Here is a 15,357-nt window from a genome sequence, read left to right as displayed (position 1 = left end):
CCTATTCGCGAAGCCAGATGGTGATGGCGCGTAGGACGACGCCTCCTCGATAGACCACCGCGAGCTTGTCGTAGCGGGTGGCCAGGCCGCGCCATTGCTTGTGGTCGTTGAAGGACCGCTCGATGACGTTGCGCCCCCTGTAGGTCACGGCGTCGAATGAGGGCGGACGACCGCCGGCCGATCCGCGCCGTTTGCGGTGGGCGATCTGGTCCGAAGGCTGCGGGATGACCGCCCTGACTCGGCGGGATCGCAGCTCGGCGCGGATCGCGCGGGATGAGTAGGCCTTGTCGCCGAGCACGGCGTCCGGGCGAGTGCGCGGCCGCCCCGGACCGAGGCGCTTGACGGCCAGGTGCGACAGGAGTGGCTTGAGCATCGGGGAGTCGCCGGCCTGGCCGGGCGTGAGCGCGATGACCAGCGGGCGGCCCTGCCCATCGACGAGTTGGTGGATCTTGGTCGACATCCCGCCGCGGGAGCGACCGAGCGCGTGGTCAGGGGGCTCGGCACGCAGGTCCTTGTAGTTCGACTCAGCCCCCCGTGCGGCGCCCGGCTGGCACCTCGATGCGGCTCAACGTGGTGGCGTGCTGGTGCGCCCGGTTGATCGTGGAGTCCACCGACACGTCCCACTCGACCTGCCCGGCGGCGTCGGCTTCGGCGACCAGCCGGGCATGTACCTTGTCCCACGTTCCGTCGGTGCTGAACCGCTTGTGGCGCTTCCAGATCGTCTGCCACGGGCCGAAGGACTCGGGCAGGTCCCGCCACGCCACCCCGGTCCGGAACCGGTAGACGATGCCCTCGATCACCTGTCGGTGATCGCGAAACGGCCGACCCCGCTGGCCGTCCGAGGAGGGCATCAACGGCTCGATCCGAGCCCACTGAGCGTCAGTCAGCACCGCAGAACGCGACATGCGTCAACAATCCCGGCTCGACCCCGCGTTCTTTGGGAGACACGCCCTAGTTGACGGTGAGTCGGCGCTTGTTGCGGCAGGAGCGGAACGTCGGTTCCAGAAGGTCTTCACGCCCCCATGGTGGCGGGTCGCACCGAACCCGGCGCAACAGGATTGTTCCCCAGTCACCCCCGGCTCGCCCCTGATCGCGCCACGATCCGGGCTGTCGAACACCCGTTCGATCGTCTGCTACCGTCGGGACATGGACTTCCAAGGGACGCTGTTCGCCGCGGAGCAGGCTCCTCTGGTCGCCACCCTGTCCGCCGGGGTGGAGCGGACGACCTTGACCCGCGGAGCCTGGATCGACGTACGACGCAGCTGGCTGGCCGACGCCGACGAGGTCTTCGAGACCCTGGTGCGCGAGGTGCCGTGGCGGGCCGAGCAGCGGCAGATGTACGACCGGGTGGTCGACGTCCCGCGCCTGGTGCACACCTACGGGATCGGCGAGCCGCTCCCCCACCCCACGCTGGTCGAGGCGCGCGAGGCGCTCTCGGACCACTACCAGCCCGAGCTGGGCGAGCGGTTCGTGACCGCCGGCTGCTGCTACTACCGCGACGGCCGGGACTCGGTGGCCTGGCACGGCGACACCTTCGGCCGGGGGCGGACCCAGGACACGATGGTCGCGATCGTTTCGGTCGGCGACCCGCGGCGGCTCACGCTGCGCCCGCGCGGCGGGGGCGAGTCGATCGCGGTGACGATGGGGCACGGCGACCTGGTGGTGATGGGCGGCTCCTGTCAGCGGACCTGGGAGCACGCCGTACCCAAGGTGGCGAACGCGGGCCCGCGGCTGTCGGTCCAGTTCCGCCCGCGACACGTCTTCTGAGCCGAGGCCGCCCCACGGGCCGCCCGGCCCGGGACGTCATCCGAACTGAGGAACCGGTCCTCCGGAACGTATGACGTCCGGCCGGAGCGGAAGGAGATGAAGAGGCGGCCGGTGGCCGATCGCGTCTCCCTCAAGCGCGGTCAGCCACCGGCCGCCATGCACATGGGCGCCGACCCCTCCCCGAGGTGGCGCATCCGATTGCGCGAACACCATGTTTCGTCACCACGGGGACGATGTCCATACCCACAGGCGGGAAATTGCCGGAAAACCCCAGTTCGGGCGCCGTCAACCACCTGGTTGTCCGGACAACGGGACAAATCCGTCTCAGTGTCCGGATCAGCGGAACAGTCGACGGAGCACCCAGAGGGCGACCACCCCGCCGACCGCCTGCTTCCAGTACGCCCTCGCGAGCACCGGCAGCACGGTCGCACCGAGGTCCAGGGCTCCGTCGCCGCTGTCGTCATCGGACGAGGACGCCGAGGACGCCGACACACCCGAGGACCCCGCAGAGCCGCCCGAGGCGGGAGCCTCGGCGCCGACCGACGGCGCGGACTCCGAGGCGAGCAGCCCGCCGGAGCCGGAGCCCGACCCGCCGGACCCCGAGCCCGACGCGCCCGCGCCGGACGACGACCCCGTCCCCACCGACGGGGCGCCCGCGGCCGCGAGCAGGCCGCCGGAGGACGAGGCGGCCGCGGCGGCCAGCGGCGTCCCCTCCGAGGACGAGTCGGGGGCAGCACCGCTGAGCGCGTCGCCGGAGCCCGAGCCGGACCCGGCAGCGCCGGAGCCGGCAGAAGCGGTGGCAGCGCCCGAGTCGGCAGAAGCCGCAGCCGTCCCGCCCGCCTGCACCTGGCGCTCCAGGCACTGGGTGAACTGGCCGAGCAGCTTGTCGGAGACGTCCTGCATGACGCCACGGCCGAACTGGGCCGGCTTGCCGGTGACCGCGAGATCGGTGAGCACCTCGACCGAGGTCGAGTCCGGCGCCTGCTCGGTCATGGTCAGGGTGACCTTGGCCCCCGCCGTACCGTTGCCGCGCTTGTCCCGCCCCTTGGCGTCCACGACGAACCGGCGCGCCGACGCGTCCTTCTCCACGAACTCGCCCTGGCCGGTGTAGACCAGCGCGATCGGGCCGAGCTTGACCTTCACCTGCCCGGAGAACGTGTCGCCGTCGACCGAGGTGACCTGCGCCCCGGGGAAGCAGGTCGCCACCGAGGCGATGTCCTGGAAGTGGTCCCAGGCCTCCTGCACGCCCGTCGGCACGGTGAACTCGTGACGAAGCTCCATCAGACGGCACCTCCCGAATGCCCCTCGACGTCGACCCCGGCGGCCTTGAGCACCGCCCGTCGGGTCAGCACCTTCGCGAGGTGTCGACGATACTCCGCGTCCCCGTTGAGGTCACTGGGCGGCTGGGTGCCCTCGGCGGCCTGGTCGGCGGCGGAGCGTACGCCGTCCTCGGTCGCGGTCGCGCCCGCAAGCGCCTCCTCGGCACCCTTGGCCCGCAGCGGCCGGTTGCCCATGTTGGTCAGCCCGACGCGCGCCTCGGTGATCGTGCCGCCGTCGCTGCGGACGGTCGCGGCGACGGCCACGATCGGCCACTGGTGGGCGACCCGGACGAACTTCTCGTAGTGCGCCCCCCAGCCGGTGTGCTTGGGGATCCGCACGCCGAGCAGGATCTCGTCGGCGCCGATGGCGGTCTCGAAGAGGTCGACGAAGAACTCCTCGGCCGGCACCGTGCGGGTGCCACCGGGCCCGCCGATCACCATCTCCGCCCCGAGCGCGAGGATCGGCGCCCCGAGGTCGCCCGCGGGGTCGGCGTGCGCCAGCGCGCCGCCGAGGGTCCCCCGGTGGCGGATCTGCGCGTCGGCCACCTCGCGGGCGGCCTTCTGCAGCAGCAGCGCGTGCTCGGCGATCAGCGGGTCGTTGGCCACCTCGTGGTGGGTCGTCATCGCCCCGATGACCAGGTGCTCGCCCTCCTCCATGATGCCTTGGAGGCCGGGTACGGCGGCCAGGTCGATGACCACCTCCGGCGCGTTCAGCCGCATCCGCAGCACCGGGAGCAGGCTCTGTCCGCCCGCGATGACCTTCGCGTCGTCGCCGTGCTGGCTCAGCGCCTGCAGCGCCTCCTCGACCGACGTGGGTGCGAGGTAGTCGAACTTCGCCGGGATCACTGGCCCGCTCCTTCCGTGCTGTCCTGGTTGCGCGCGGACTCCTCGAAGTGCGGCGCCGCCGCCTCCTCGGTCGGATCCGCCCCGTCGTTGCTGTGGATCGCCCGCCAGACCCGCTCGGGCGTGCACGGCATGACCACGTCGTCGACGCCGAACTGCCGCAGCGCGTCGACCACGGAGTTGACCACCGCCGGCGTGGAGGCGATCGTCCCCGCCTCGCCCACGCCCTTGGTGCCCAGCGTGTTGGTGGTGGCGAAGCTCGGGTCGTCGGTGTGCACCACGTCGAAGTTGATCGTGTCCGCCGTGGTCGGCAGCAGGTAGTCCACGAACGACCCGGAGACCAGGGTCCCGGCGTCGTCGTACACCGCCTCCTCCCACAGCGCCTGTGCGATCCCCTGCACCAGCCCGCCGTGCACCTGCCCGGCGACGATCAGCGGGTTGATGATGTTGCCGACGTCGTCGCAGCAGACGTACTTGCGGATCTTCAGCGCGCCCGTCTCGGTGTCCACCTCGATGGCGCACAGGTGCGTGCCGTGCGGGTAGTTGAAGTTGACGGGGTCGTACGTCGCCTCCGCGTCGATGCCGGGCTCGAGCCCCTCGGGGTAGTCGTGGCTGGCGAAGGTGGCCGCGGAGATCTCGGTGAGCCCGACGCCCTTGTCGGTGCCCTTGACGGTGAACGTGCCGCCGGAGAACTCCAGGTCGTCCTCACTGGCCTCGAGCATGTAGGCCGCGAACGGCTTGGCCTTCTCGATCACCTTGTCCGCCGCGCGCACCAGCGCCTCGCCGCCGACCACGAGCGAGCGGGACCCGTAGGTGTCCAGCCCCTTGTGCGCGACCGCGGTGTCGCCGTGCAGGATCTCGACGTCCTCGAAGGGCACGCCCAGCCGGTCGGCGACGATCTGGCTGAACGCCGTCTCGTGGCCCTGGCCGTGGGCGCTGGCTCCGGTGGTCACCTCGACCTTGCCGGTGGCGAGCATCCGCACGCCGGCGTACTCCCAGCCACCGGCGCCGTAGTCGAGCTGGCCGAGCACCCGGCTCGGCGCGAGCCCGCACATCTCGGTGAAGGTGGAGACGCCGATGCCCAGCTGCACGCGGTCACCGGACTCCCGGCGCCGCTTCTGTTCCGCACGGAGCTCGTCGTAGCCGAAGGCCTCTTTGGCGCGCGCGGTGGCTGCCTCGTAGTTGCCGGAGTCGTACTCCAGCCCGGCGACGGTGGTGAACGGGAACTCCTCGTGCTTGATCCAGTTCCTCTCCCGGACCTCCAGCGGGTCCACGCCGAGCTCGTTGGCCAGCTCGTCCATCATCCGCTCGATGCCGAAGGTGGCCTCGGGCCGGCCGGCGCCGCGGTAGGCGTCGGTCCAGGTCTTGTTGGTCAGCACCGTCTGGCAGTTGAACTGGTAGGCGGGGAACTTGTAGATCGCGTTGAACATGAAGGCGCCGAGCACCGGCACGCCGCCGCCGACCAGGCTGACGTAGGAGCCGAGGTCGGCCAGCAGCTCGACCTTGAGCCCGGTGACCGTGCCGTCCTTCTCCGCGGCCAGGGTGAGCTTCTGCCACTGGTCGCGTCCGTGGTGGGCGCTGAGCAGGGACTCCGAGCGGGTCTCGGTGTACTTCACCGGCTTGCCGAGCCGGCGGGCGATCGCCCAGACCAGCCACTCCTCGGGCGTGGTCTGCAGCTTGCCGCCGAACCCGCCGCCGACGTCGGGGGCGATCACCCGGATCTTCGACTCCGGCACCCCGGTGGTCGCCGCGAGGGCGAACCGCAGGATGTGCGGGATCTGGGTGGCGCTCCACATGGTCATCTGTTCGCCGGTCGGGTCGACGACGCACGAGCGGGGCTCCATGAAGGCCGGGATCAGCCGCTGCTGGCGGAACTCCCGCTCCACCACGATGCCGTCGCCGCGGGCCTTCTCGATCGCCTCGTCGACGTTGCCGCCGGTCCCCGCCTCGGCGGAGTCGAACTTCCAGAACGCGCTCTTGTTGGTGCCGAGGTCGGGGTGCGCGAGCGCTCCCCCGTTCTCGTCCGCGGCCGCGGCCTCCTTGAGGTCCAGCGCGGCCGGCAGCTGCTCGTACTCCACGTCGACCAGCTCGGCGGCGTCGCGCGCCTCGGCCGCGGTGCGGGCGACGACCACCGCGACGATCTCGCCGGCGAAGGTGACCCGGTCGCTGGGCATCGGCAGGTGGACAGGCGCCACCTGGTCCGGCGTGATCGGCCAGGCGTTGATGTTCACGCCCTGCGACTCGCCCAGGTCCGCGCCGGTGAGCACGTCGACCACGTTGGGCGCCTGCTTGGCCGCCTCGGTGTCGATGCTGAGGATCTTCGCGTGGGCGAACGGGCTGCGCACCATCGCCAGGTGCAGCATCCCGGGGATCTGGATGTTGTCGGTCCAGCGGGTCCGGCCGGTGATGAGGCGCTGGTCCTCCTTGCGCCGGCGGTCGCGACCGATCTCGTGCTCGGGCGCCTCGGCCTCGGTGGCGGTCATGCCTGGTCACCTCCCTGACCGGAGGCGTGCATGACGCTCCGGACGATGTTGTGGTAGCCGGTGCAGCGGCACAGGTTGCCCTCCATGCCCAGGCGGACCTCCGCCTCGCTCGGCTTCGGGTTCTCGTTGAGCAGGTCGACGGCCTGCATGATCATCCCGGGCGTGCAGTAGCCGCACTGCAGGCCGTGGCACTCGCGGAAGGACTCCTGCACCGGGTGCAGGTCACCGTCGGAGGTGGCCGCGAGCCCCTCGATGGTGGTGACCTCGCGACCGTTCGCCTGCACCGCCAGCACGTTGCACGACTTCACGCTCCTGCCGTCCATGTGCACGGTGCACGCGCCGCAGTTGCTGGTGTCGCACCCGACGACGGTGCCGGTCTTCCCGAGCTTCTCCCGCAGGTAGTGCACGAGCAGCATGCGCGGCTCGACATCGTCGGAGACCCGTGCTCCGTCGACGGTGAGTTCGATCTTGGTCATCAGCGACTCCCAGCTCATGTGACAGAGGACACGAAGTGTGTCGAACCTAGGGGGTGGCCGGTTGGCGGAAGGTTGGGGCCGCCGGGGTGAGGACGCGCAGCACCGTCGGCTGCCAGGATGACCGGATGATCGTGGTGGACGGGGCGAACGTCGTGGGCTCGCGGCCCGACGGCTGGTGGAAGGACCGGGCCGGCGCGGCGCGGCGGCTGTACGACGCCCTCGTCGCCTCCGGGATCGCGGCGGACACCGACGGCGGCGTCCGGCTGGTCCTCGAGGGCGCGGCCAAGGCGGGGGTGCCCGTGGGCACCCAGGACGGCGTGACGGTCGTGCACGCGACGGGCGAGGGCGACGACGAGATCGTCGCGCAGGCGGTCGCCGCGCTGGCGGCGTACGACGTCACGGTGGTCACCGCCGACCGTGGGCTGCGCGCCCGGCTGCCCGAGGGCGTGCTGGTGCACGGCCCGGGCTGGCTGCGCGACCGGATCGACTGACTCCGGCCGACTCAGCGCTGGGCGGCCGCGAGCTTCCCCTTCAGCAGCGCCTTGGTCGGGTGCGGCCGTTCCCCCAGATGCGCCAGGCACACTTCGAGGACCTCGGTGTCGTAGGGCGCGATCTCGCTGTAGCGCACCACGGCGTCGGGCAGCGGGTCGGCCAGCAGCGCCTCGCGGACCGCGACGGCGACGTACTCCGCCAGCTCGGCCAGCCGCGGGCTGTTGGTCCCGGGGAGCAGGTCCCCGCCGTAGGCCGCGACGGCCGCCCGCACCTGGCCCGCGCGGAGCAGACGCAGAACCGTGTCCACGTCGGTGCGCACCTCCATCTCCAGCCGGTAGGGCCGGGAGGCGAGCTTCCCGCCGAGGGCGGCCCGCAGGTGCGACACCTCCGCCTTGAGCGTGGAGACGGTGACGTTCTCGTCGCCGTAGAGGTGCGCGTGCAGATGCTCCAGCGACAGCCCGTTGGGGCTCAGCGCGAGGAGCGCCAGGATCTCGGTCTGGCGGCGGTTGAGCAGCAGCCGCTGGCCGTCCAGGACGGCCTCGGCCGTGCCCAGCAGGGTCAGGGTGAGGCCGGGCCCGTGCGCCGCGCCGTCGACCGCGACCGGCGCCTCGCCGGAGGTCTGGGGCAGCGCGGTCTCGATCAGCCGCGCCATCATCCGGGCGGTCGCGAGCCCGATCGGGTGGGTCCGGTCCCAGGTGGTCGACAGATCGATCACGCCGAGCTGCACGCCGGTCGACGGGTCGTGCACCGGCGCGGCCCAGCACACCCAGTTGTGCACGATCGGGGCGTAGTGCTCGGCGCTGAACACCATCGACGGCGCGTCCTGGCCGAGCGCCAGGTTGAGCGCGTTGGTGCCGATGCTCGACTCGTCCCACTGCCCGCCGGCGACGAAGTTGACCGTCTCGGCCTTCCGGCGCATCACCCGCCCGCCGTAGGTCCACAGGATCCGGGTCTCGGCGTCGGTCACGGCGATGACCAGGTCGCCGTCCTCGGCGGTCCGCCGCAGCTCGTCCTCGATCCGCCCGACCGCCACCTGCAGCGGCGACTCCCGCCAGAACGCGAGGGTGTCGCCCTCGTCGGCCAGGGGCGCGTTCGCCACCGCCGGGTTGATCGCCACGGTGGACCGCTGCCAGCTCGACAGGATCTCCGGCCGCACCTGCGGGGCGACCTCGTCGCCCCGCTCGACGAAGGCCGTCCAGGCCTGGACGGCCTCGCGGCGGCGGTCGTGCAGCTCCTTGGGATGCATCGCCTACCTCAACGAATCGACGTGACCGGGGTCACGGTAGCGGCGTCCGCCAAGCCGCGCAGCGGTACTTCGGGACAGACCCGGCAGCAGCGCCCGCATCGAGCGCTCCCGCCAGGCTCCGAGCCACAGGCCGGCGCCGTAGGCGAGGTCGTCCAGCCGACGGGCGAGGAGGTACGGCGGCAGCCCGAGCCGGGGCCGCACCTTCCGGTGGTCCAGCCAGGCGTCGGCCACCGCCGCGACCAGCACCGCCCGTCGAGCCCGGCCCGAGACCAGGCAGGCCAGCGCGGCGAGCGGCCAGTGGTGCCGGGTGAGCGCGGTGCCGGCCTGCCGGAGCGACGCGGCGGCTCCGTGGCCGACCAGCACGCCCGCGGTCCGCCAGGGGTGCGCCCCGGTGGCGAGGCGTCGCCGTACCCCCATGACGGCGGCGCCGGCCACGGCGGCGGCGAACGGCACGGACCAGCGACGCTGGGCCAGCACCGCGACGGTGAACGCCGCCGACCAGGGGCTCACCACGAGCGGTGCGACCGCCCCGGGGTGACGCGCGGACAGCGGCGCGGCCGAGCTGCCGTAGAACGCCTTGCGCGCCAGCCACGGCCCCAGGGTCGTGCGATGGTCGTGGCGGACGCGGGCGTCAGGGTCATAGCGCACCCGCCAGCCGGCGGCGAGCAGCCGCCACACCAGGTCCACGTCCTCCCCCGAGCACAGGGCCGGGTCGAAGCCGTCGCCGAGCGCCGCGACCCGGGCGAGCAGGCAGGCGCTGGGCAGGTAGGCGACCTGGCCGCGGACCCGCACCGCCGCGGGGGCCGGCCCGAGGTCCAGGGACGAGCGGGCCTGCTCGTAGCGGTCCAGCCAGCCGTCGCCGGGGCTCGGAGCCCGCCCGTGGACCCGTGGCGCGACCGCCGCGAGGGCCGGGTCGTCGAGGTGCCGGCGGAGCACGCCGAGCCACCCGGGGACCGGCTCGACGTCGGAGTCGCAGAAGGCGACGTACGGCGTCTCCACCGCCGCCAGCCCGGTGTTCCGGGCGGCCGCCGGCCCGCGCGACACCGGGTGACGCAGCAGCCGCGCACCGGTCGCGGCGCAGGCGCGCGCCGTGGCGGCCGGGTCGCTGGACCCGTCGTCCACGACGACCACGGGCAGGTGCGGGGGCAGCCCGCGCAACAGGCGGGCGAGCGCCTCGGGCCGGTCCCGGACCGGGACGACCACGGTGACGTCGTCGACGGCCAGGTCGGGCGGCGGCGGGTCGCGCCACCACGGGACCGCCGCCCCCGCGTCGAGGAGCAGCCGAGTCAGCCGGGCCGTGTCGGCATCGCGGCCTGCAACGGGACCGGGTCCGCGCATGAGGTCGAGGGCGGTCGCGGAGAGTCGGAGCACTCGCTCCCCGGCGAGCAGGGTGCGGCCGCCGTCGCGGACCCGGGTCGACTTCGCGAGGGTGAAGCCGAACTCGCCCGGCAGCGCCCCGGCCGGCGGCTCGGGGATCCGCAGCGCCCCGCTCACGTCGCCACCGGGGCCGAGGCGAGCCTCCCCCGCTCGTCCACGTCCAGCCCGGCCAGCTCGCCGTCGATCCGCTCGACCATCCGCTCCAGGATGCGGCGCCCCTCCTCCGGGCTCGCCTGCGTCGGGTCGCCCAGGACGCCCGAGGCCGACACCGCCCGCACCCCCGCGGTCCGCAGGCGCGGCATCAGCTCCGGCAGCGGGGCGGTCTCCCCCGGCGCGAGCAGGTCGGTGCGGACCAGGGCGGGGGCCAGCACGAGCAGCAGCGAGGTCTCCGTGGCACCGGCATGCGCGTCGCCGCCCTCGACCGCACACGCGGTCCACGCGGCCGCCCGCCCCTCCTCACGCAGGGTGAGCACGGCCCCGGCCACGGTGGGCACGTTCCCGCCGTGCCCGTTGACGAAGACGACCCCGCGGGCCCAGCGGCCGGCGGACCGCCCGAGCTCGACGAGCAGCAGGCGCAGCGCGTCGTGCCCGATCGAGACCGTCCCCGGGAAGTCCTCATGCTCCCCGCTCGCGCCGTACGACACCGCCGGCGCCACCAGCACGTCCTCCCCGGCGGCGGCGCGGCGCCTCGCCACCGTCTCGGCCACCTGCACCGCCACCAGCGTGTCGGTGCACACCGGCAGGCCGGGGCCGTGCTGCTCGGTCGCCCCCACCGGCACGAGCAGCAACGGTCCGTCGCGGCCGGTCACCTCCGGCCAGCGATGCGTCCCGAGGCGGACGTCGCCGCCCACCGCTCAGCCCAACGTCCGCGGCGCGGTCAGCGGGCTCTCGTCGCACGGCGACGCCGGCCGCACGGTCGGCATCCCCAGCGGCACCGGCGCGTTGCGGACCGTGCCGGTGTGGCTGTGGTCGACGCTGGGCCCCGGACGCTCGGAGACCTCGGCCAACGCCCCGGTGGCGTTGCCCTTGACGCACTCCGGGTCCGGGCCGTCCAGCGGCAGGCCGGTGAAGAACTTCGCGGCCATGCAGCCGCCGCGGCAGGCGTCGTACGCCAAGCACTGCGTGCACGCGCCGCCGGTCTGCGGACTGCGCAGGCCGGTGAAGAGCTCGCTGTGCCGCCATACCTGCTCGAATCCGCCGTCGCCGCGGACGTTGCCCGCCCGGAAGCGGTCGTGGATCGCGAACGGGCAGGCGTAGACGTCGCCGACCGGGTCGACCAGGCACACCACGCGCCCGGCGCCGCACAGGTTCAGCCCGGGCAGCGCCTCGCCGAAGGCGGACAGGTGGAAGAACGAGTCCCCGGTGAGCACGCCCTCGCCGTTGGCGACCAGCCAGTCGTAGATCTCCCGCTGCTGCTCGGGCAGCGGGTGCAGCTCGGACCAGACGTCCGCGCCGCGACCCGAGGGGCGCAGCCGGGTCAGCCGCAGCTGGGCGCCATGGGTGTCGGCGATCTCCTTGAAGCGGTCGAGCTGGCCGATGTTGTGCCGGGTGCAGACCACCGACAGCTTGAAGTCCTCCATCCCCGCGTCGGCCAGGTTGGACATCGCGCGCAGGGCGGCGTCGTAGGTGCCCTGCCCGCGGACCGCGTCGTTGACGTCGGCGGTCGCGCCGTCGAGGGAGACCTGGACGTCGACGTACGGCGTCTCCGCGAGCTGCCGGGCACGCTCGGGCGTGATCCGGAAGCCGTTGGTGGAGAACTTCACGCCCACGTGGTGGTCCACGGAGTACTGCAGCAGCTCCCAGAAGTCCGGGCGCACGGTCGGCTCGCCGCCGCCGATGTTGACGTAGAAGACCTGCATCCGCTCGAAGGTGTCGATCAGCTGCTTGCACTCCTCGGTCGTCAGCTCGTCGGGGTCGCGACGGCCGCTGGAGGAGAGGCAGTGGACGCAGGCGAGGTTGCAGGCGTAGGTCAGCTCCCAGGTCAGGCAGATCGGCGCGTCCAGGCCGAACTCGAACTGGTCGACCAGGCGGCCGCCCTCGGGGCGGGCCTGCTCGGTGTTGGTGCGGGGTCGGTCGGGGGCCAGGGTCATGCGGCACGCTCCACGATGATGCCCGTTCGGGCGAGCCCTTCCAGGGCGGTGAGATAGGCGGTCCTGGCCGGCCCGTCCACCCCGACCTCGCGCACCGCGGTGGCGGCGTCGGGGGCGTCGGCGAGCCGGCGTACGGCGTCGACCAGCAGCGGGGTCTTGAGGAAGCTCAGCTGCCGGGTGACGAAGTCGTAGGCGAGCGCCCCGAACGGCTCCGGCCGCAGCGCGACGGACGGGCTGAGGGCCCAGGCGCGCTCGGCGAACGGGAGGTCGGGGCGGACGGTCCGGTCGGTGGTGGACATCAGTAGACGCCACACATCCCGTCGATCGAGACCTCCTCCACCAGGTCCTCGGCGACGAGGTCCGCGGCGGTCTCCTGGGGTTCCTGCTGGTCGTGCTGCGGGTCGGTCATGGCACTCCCTCTCGGTCGGCGACCCCGGACCGGACGGCCCGGTGCCCCCACGCTAAGAACGCCGGTCGCTCGCGCGTCACTGGTCGGCGAGGTGGCCGACCCTGCCGGATCGGGCAGGTAGGACGCTCACCCGGCGGGCTGTTTCCCGATCCTCGCCTGTTCGGCACGGCCCGCCGCTCCTAGCGTCCGAGGGGATCGACGAGCCGGCCCCGGCTCGGTCGCGTTCCGGATCCCTGGAGGTAGTCAGATGCAGGTCGACGAGTTGCTCAAGCCGTTCCCGATCAAGGAGTTCCACCCGTTCCCCCGGGCTCTCATGGGGCCCGGCGCGCACGAGATGATCGGCCCCGAGGCCCTCAAGATGGGCTTCCGCAAGACCCTGGTGATGACCTCGGGGCTGCGGGGCACCGACATCGTGCACAAGATCGTGGAGTCGATGAAGTACCACGGCCTGGAGGTCGAGGTCTACGACCAGGTGGAGTCCAACCCCAAGGACTACAACGTCATGGACGCGGTCCAGCAGTACCAGGAGACCGAGTGCGACTCCTTCGTCTCCATCGGCGGCGGCTCCTCCCACGACGCGTGCAAGGGCGCGCGCGTCTCGGTCGCGCACGACGGTCGCAACGTCAACGAGTTCGAGGGCTTCAACATGTCCGAGAACCCGAAGAACCCGCCGCACATCGCCGTGTCCACGACGGCCGGCACCGGCTCGGAGACCTCGTGGGCCTACGTCATCACCGACACCACGACCGACCCGGACAACCCGCACAAGTACGTCGCTTTCGACGACGCCTCGGTGGCCACCTTGGCGATCGACGACCCGGTGCTCTACTTCGACTGCCCGGTCGACTACACCGCCCAGTGCGGCTTCGACGTGCTCGCGCACGCCTCGGAGCCCTACGTGTCCCGGCTGAACTTCGAGCCGTCCCTGGGCAACGCACTGCGCGCGGTCAAGCTGACCGCGGAGAACCTGCGCGAGGCCACCTGGAACGGCCAGGACCTCAAGGGCCGCGAGGGGATGATGTACGCCCAGTACATCGCCGCCCAGGCGTTCAACTCCGGCGGCCTCGGCATCATCCACTCGATCTCGCACGCGGTGAGCGCGTTCTACGACACCCACCACGGCCTCAACAACGCGATCGCGCTGCCGCGGGTGTGGGCGTTCAACATGCCCACGCACTACAAGCGGTTCGCCGAGATGGCCGAGGTGATGGGCGTGGACACCTACGGCATGAGCGACGTGCAGGCCGCGGATGCCGCGCTCGAGGCGGCCATCCGGCTGCTCCGCGACGTGGGCATCACCGAGAAGTTCACCGACGTCACCCAGGACAGCTACTCCAAGAACCGGCTCGGCCAGGGCCCGACGAAGTTCTACGAGAACTCCGCGGTGATCAAGGGCGACGACGAGGACGTGGACCGCATCACCAACCACGTGCTCGGCGACGCCTGCACGCCGGGCAACCCCAAGGAGTGCACCTTCGAGACCGTGCGCCCCGTGGTCGACCACACGATGAACGGCGACCTGGACGACCTGCTCAGCTGACCGCACCCCCGACGCCGTCCCGGCGGGAGGCCCTGCGCACTCCCGCGGGACGGACCCCACTCCCCGTCCCGCCCGACCGCGAAGGAGGCGGCCTTGACCGAGACACCCGCTCCCACCGGAGCCTTCCCGTTCGCCGACGTCGACGAGGCCCGCACCCGGTTCGCCGATGCCGGCTACCTCACCGACGACCGCCTCGCCACGACCGTCTACCTGCAGTCGCGCCTGGACAAGCCGGTCCTCCTGGAGGGCCCGGCCGGGGTGGGCAAGACCCAGCTCGCGGCCAGCCTCGCCGAGGTCACCGGTCGTCGCCTGCTGCGGCTGCAGTGCTACGAGGGCCAGGACGAGTCCAAGGCGCTCTACGAGTGGGACTACGGCAAGCAGCTGCTCTACACCCAGATCCTGCGGGAGAAGATCGGCCAGCTGATCGAGGACGCACCCGACCTGCACGAGGCGGTGGAGCGGATCGCCAAGCAGGACTCGGTGTTCTTCTCCGACCGGTTCCTCGCCCCGCGCCCGCTGCTGGAGGCGATCTCCTCCGACGAGCCGGTGGTGCTGCTGATCGACGAGGTCGACCGCGCGGACGAGGCGCTGGAGGCGGTGCTCCTGGAGCTGCTCAGCGAGTTCCAGATCTCCATCCCCGAGGTCGGCACGGTCGTCGCGCGGCATCTGCCCTATGTCGTCCTCACCTCCAACAACACCCGCGACCTGTCCGCGGCGCTCAAGCGACGCTGCCTGCACCTGTTCCTGGAGTACCCCTCCGCCGAGCGCGAGCTGGAGATCCTGCGCAGCAAGGACACCGGCCTCCCCGACGCACTGGCCGCGCGGCTGGTCGAGGTGGTGCGCGACCTGCGCGAGCTGGAGCTGCGCAAGGCCCCGAGCATCTCCGAGACGATCGACTGGGCCCGCACGCTGGCGGTCCTGGGCGTCAAGGAGCTCAACGCCGAGGTCCTCTCCGCCACCCTCAACGTGGTGGTGAAGTACGAGCGCGACCTGACCAAGGCGGCCGCGGCCCTCCCGCGGATCCTCGACCCGAACGCCGAGGTGCCCGACCACCTGCACGGTCACGGTCACGGGCACGGCCACGGCCACGGACACACGCACAGTGCGGAGTCGGGCCGGCCGAGCGCCCCGTCGTCCGACGACGGCGACGTCGACGGCCGGGAGGTACGCCGGAACAAGGACGAGCCCGGCCGCCACGACAAGGCGTACTACGGCAAGGAGGGCGGCAGCGGCGGACCCAAGCGGGTGCCCAGTGGTCAGGGGAAGAAGTCGTTCGCTGCGGGGCGTGCCCGCAAGCGCCCGGTCTGAGGAGGCG

14 protein-coding genes and 1 pseudogene are annotated in these 15,357 nt (G+C 72.3%); 4 read left to right on the top strand and 11 right to left on the bottom strand.

All coding sequences use genetic code 11. The features are described 5' to 3' along the window. Position 1: 1 nt before the first annotated feature. Positions 2 to 905: pseudogene (locus K8W59_RS04855) on the bottom strand (IS5 family transposase). 241 nt (positions 906 to 1,146) lie between these two features. Between K8W59_RS04855 and K8W59_RS04850 the strand changes: the two are divergent. Then, on the top strand, positions 1,147 to 1,767 hold the full coding sequence (locus K8W59_RS04850) for an alpha-ketoglutarate-dependent dioxygenase AlkB (RefSeq protein ID WP_223397623.1): 621 nt from the start codon (positions 1,147 to 1,149) through the stop codon (positions 1,765 to 1,767). Positions 1,768 to 2,103: 336 nt separating this feature from the next. Here K8W59_RS04850 and K8W59_RS04845 read toward each other — a convergent pair whose 3' ends face one another. From K8W59_RS04845 to K8W59_RS04830, 4 genes are read right to left on the bottom strand one after another with little or no spacing between them, the layout of a single operon-like run. Then, positions 2,104 to 3,048 carry an SRPBCC family protein gene (locus tag K8W59_RS04845; protein WP_223397622.1) on the bottom strand — a complete coding sequence of 315 codons (945 nt, stop codon included), beginning with the start codon at positions 3,046 to 3,048 and terminating at the stop codon, positions 2,104 to 2,106. Further along, the gene (locus tag K8W59_RS04840) at positions 3,048 to 3,932 is read right to left on the bottom strand and encodes an FAD binding domain-containing protein (protein ID WP_223397620.1); all 885 of its coding nucleotides are present in this window, start codon (positions 3,930 to 3,932) and stop codon (positions 3,048 to 3,050) included. The genes K8W59_RS04845 and K8W59_RS04840 overlap by 1 nt, the downstream gene beginning before the upstream one ends. Next, positions 3,929 to 6,412 (bottom strand): xanthine dehydrogenase family protein molybdopterin-binding subunit, encoded by a 2,484-nt coding sequence (locus tag K8W59_RS04835; RefSeq protein WP_223397618.1) that lies wholly within the window; start codon positions 6,410 to 6,412, stop codon positions 3,929 to 3,931. The genes K8W59_RS04840 and K8W59_RS04835 overlap by 4 nt, the downstream gene beginning before the upstream one ends. Next, on the bottom strand, positions 6,409 to 6,888 hold the full coding sequence (locus K8W59_RS04830) for a (2Fe-2S)-binding protein (protein WP_223397617.1): 480 nt from the start codon (positions 6,886 to 6,888) through the stop codon (positions 6,409 to 6,411). The genes K8W59_RS04835 and K8W59_RS04830 overlap by 4 nt, the downstream gene beginning before the upstream one ends. A gap of 86 nt (positions 6,889 to 6,974) precedes the next feature. Here K8W59_RS04830 and K8W59_RS04825 point away from each other — a divergent pair, with 86 nt between their 5' ends. Beyond that, positions 6,975 to 7,379: a hypothetical protein gene (locus K8W59_RS04825; protein WP_223397616.1), complete on the top strand. Its 405-nt coding sequence runs from the start codon at positions 6,975 to 6,977 to the stop codon at positions 7,377 to 7,379. 11 nt (positions 7,380 to 7,390) lie between these two features. Here K8W59_RS04825 and K8W59_RS04820 read toward each other — a convergent pair whose 3' ends face one another. The 6 genes from K8W59_RS04820 to mftA are packed head-to-tail and all read right to left on the bottom strand — an operon-like array spanning position 7,391 to position 12,502. Continuing rightward, positions 7,391 to 8,626, bottom strand: a complete 1,236-nt coding sequence (locus K8W59_RS04820; protein WP_223397615.1) for a sigma-54-dependent transcriptional regulator family protein — start codon at positions 8,624 to 8,626, stop codon at positions 7,391 to 7,393. A gap of 3 nt (positions 8,627 to 8,629) precedes the next feature. After that, on the bottom strand, positions 8,630 to 10,120 hold the full coding sequence (gene mftF, locus K8W59_RS04815) for a mycofactocin biosynthesis glycosyltransferase MftF (RefSeq protein WP_223397613.1): 1,491 nt from the start codon (positions 10,118 to 10,120) through the stop codon (positions 8,630 to 8,632). Next, on the bottom strand, positions 10,117 to 10,854 hold the full coding sequence (gene mftE / locus K8W59_RS04810) for a mycofactocin biosynthesis peptidyl-dipeptidase MftE (protein WP_223397612.1): 738 nt from the start codon (positions 10,852 to 10,854) through the stop codon (positions 10,117 to 10,119). The genes mftF and mftE overlap by 4 nt, the downstream gene beginning before the upstream one ends. A gap of 3 nt (positions 10,855 to 10,857) precedes the next feature. After that, positions 10,858 to 12,093, bottom strand: a complete 1,236-nt coding sequence (gene mftC / locus K8W59_RS04805; protein WP_223397611.1) for a mycofactocin radical SAM maturase — start codon at positions 12,091 to 12,093, stop codon at positions 10,858 to 10,860. Next, on the bottom strand, positions 12,090 to 12,392 hold the full coding sequence (mftB, locus tag K8W59_RS04800; RefSeq protein WP_223397610.1) for a mycofactocin biosynthesis chaperone MftB: 303 nt from the start codon (positions 12,390 to 12,392) through the stop codon (positions 12,090 to 12,092). The genes mftC and mftB overlap by 4 nt, the downstream gene beginning before the upstream one ends. Further along, on the bottom strand, positions 12,392 to 12,502 hold the full coding sequence (gene mftA / locus K8W59_RS04795) for a mycofactocin precursor MftA (protein ID WP_223397609.1): 111 nt from the start codon (positions 12,500 to 12,502) through the stop codon (positions 12,392 to 12,394). The genes mftB and mftA overlap by 1 nt, the downstream gene beginning before the upstream one ends. Positions 12,503 to 12,749: 247 nt before the next feature. Here mftA and mdo point away from each other — a divergent pair, with 247 nt between their 5' ends. Beyond that, positions 12,750 to 14,042 (top strand): NDMA-dependent methanol dehydrogenase, encoded by a 1,293-nt coding sequence (gene mdo, locus K8W59_RS04790; protein WP_223397608.1) that lies wholly within the window; start codon positions 12,750 to 12,752, stop codon positions 14,040 to 14,042. 93 nt (positions 14,043 to 14,135) lie between these two features. Next, positions 14,136 to 15,350, top strand: coding sequence for an AAA family ATPase (locus tag K8W59_RS04785; protein WP_223397607.1), 1,215 nt, complete (start codon positions 14,136 to 14,138; stop codon positions 15,348 to 15,350). Positions 15,351 to 15,357: the final 7 nt, after the last annotated feature.

The sequence above is a fragment of the Nocardioides rotundus genome, assembly GCF_019931675.1.
Lineage (GTDB): Bacteria > Actinomycetota > Actinomycetes > Propionibacteriales > Nocardioidaceae > Nocardioides > Nocardioides rotundus.
The sequence above is the reverse complement of the archived record's forward strand: the minus strand, read 5'-3'. Positions and strand labels throughout refer to the sequence as shown.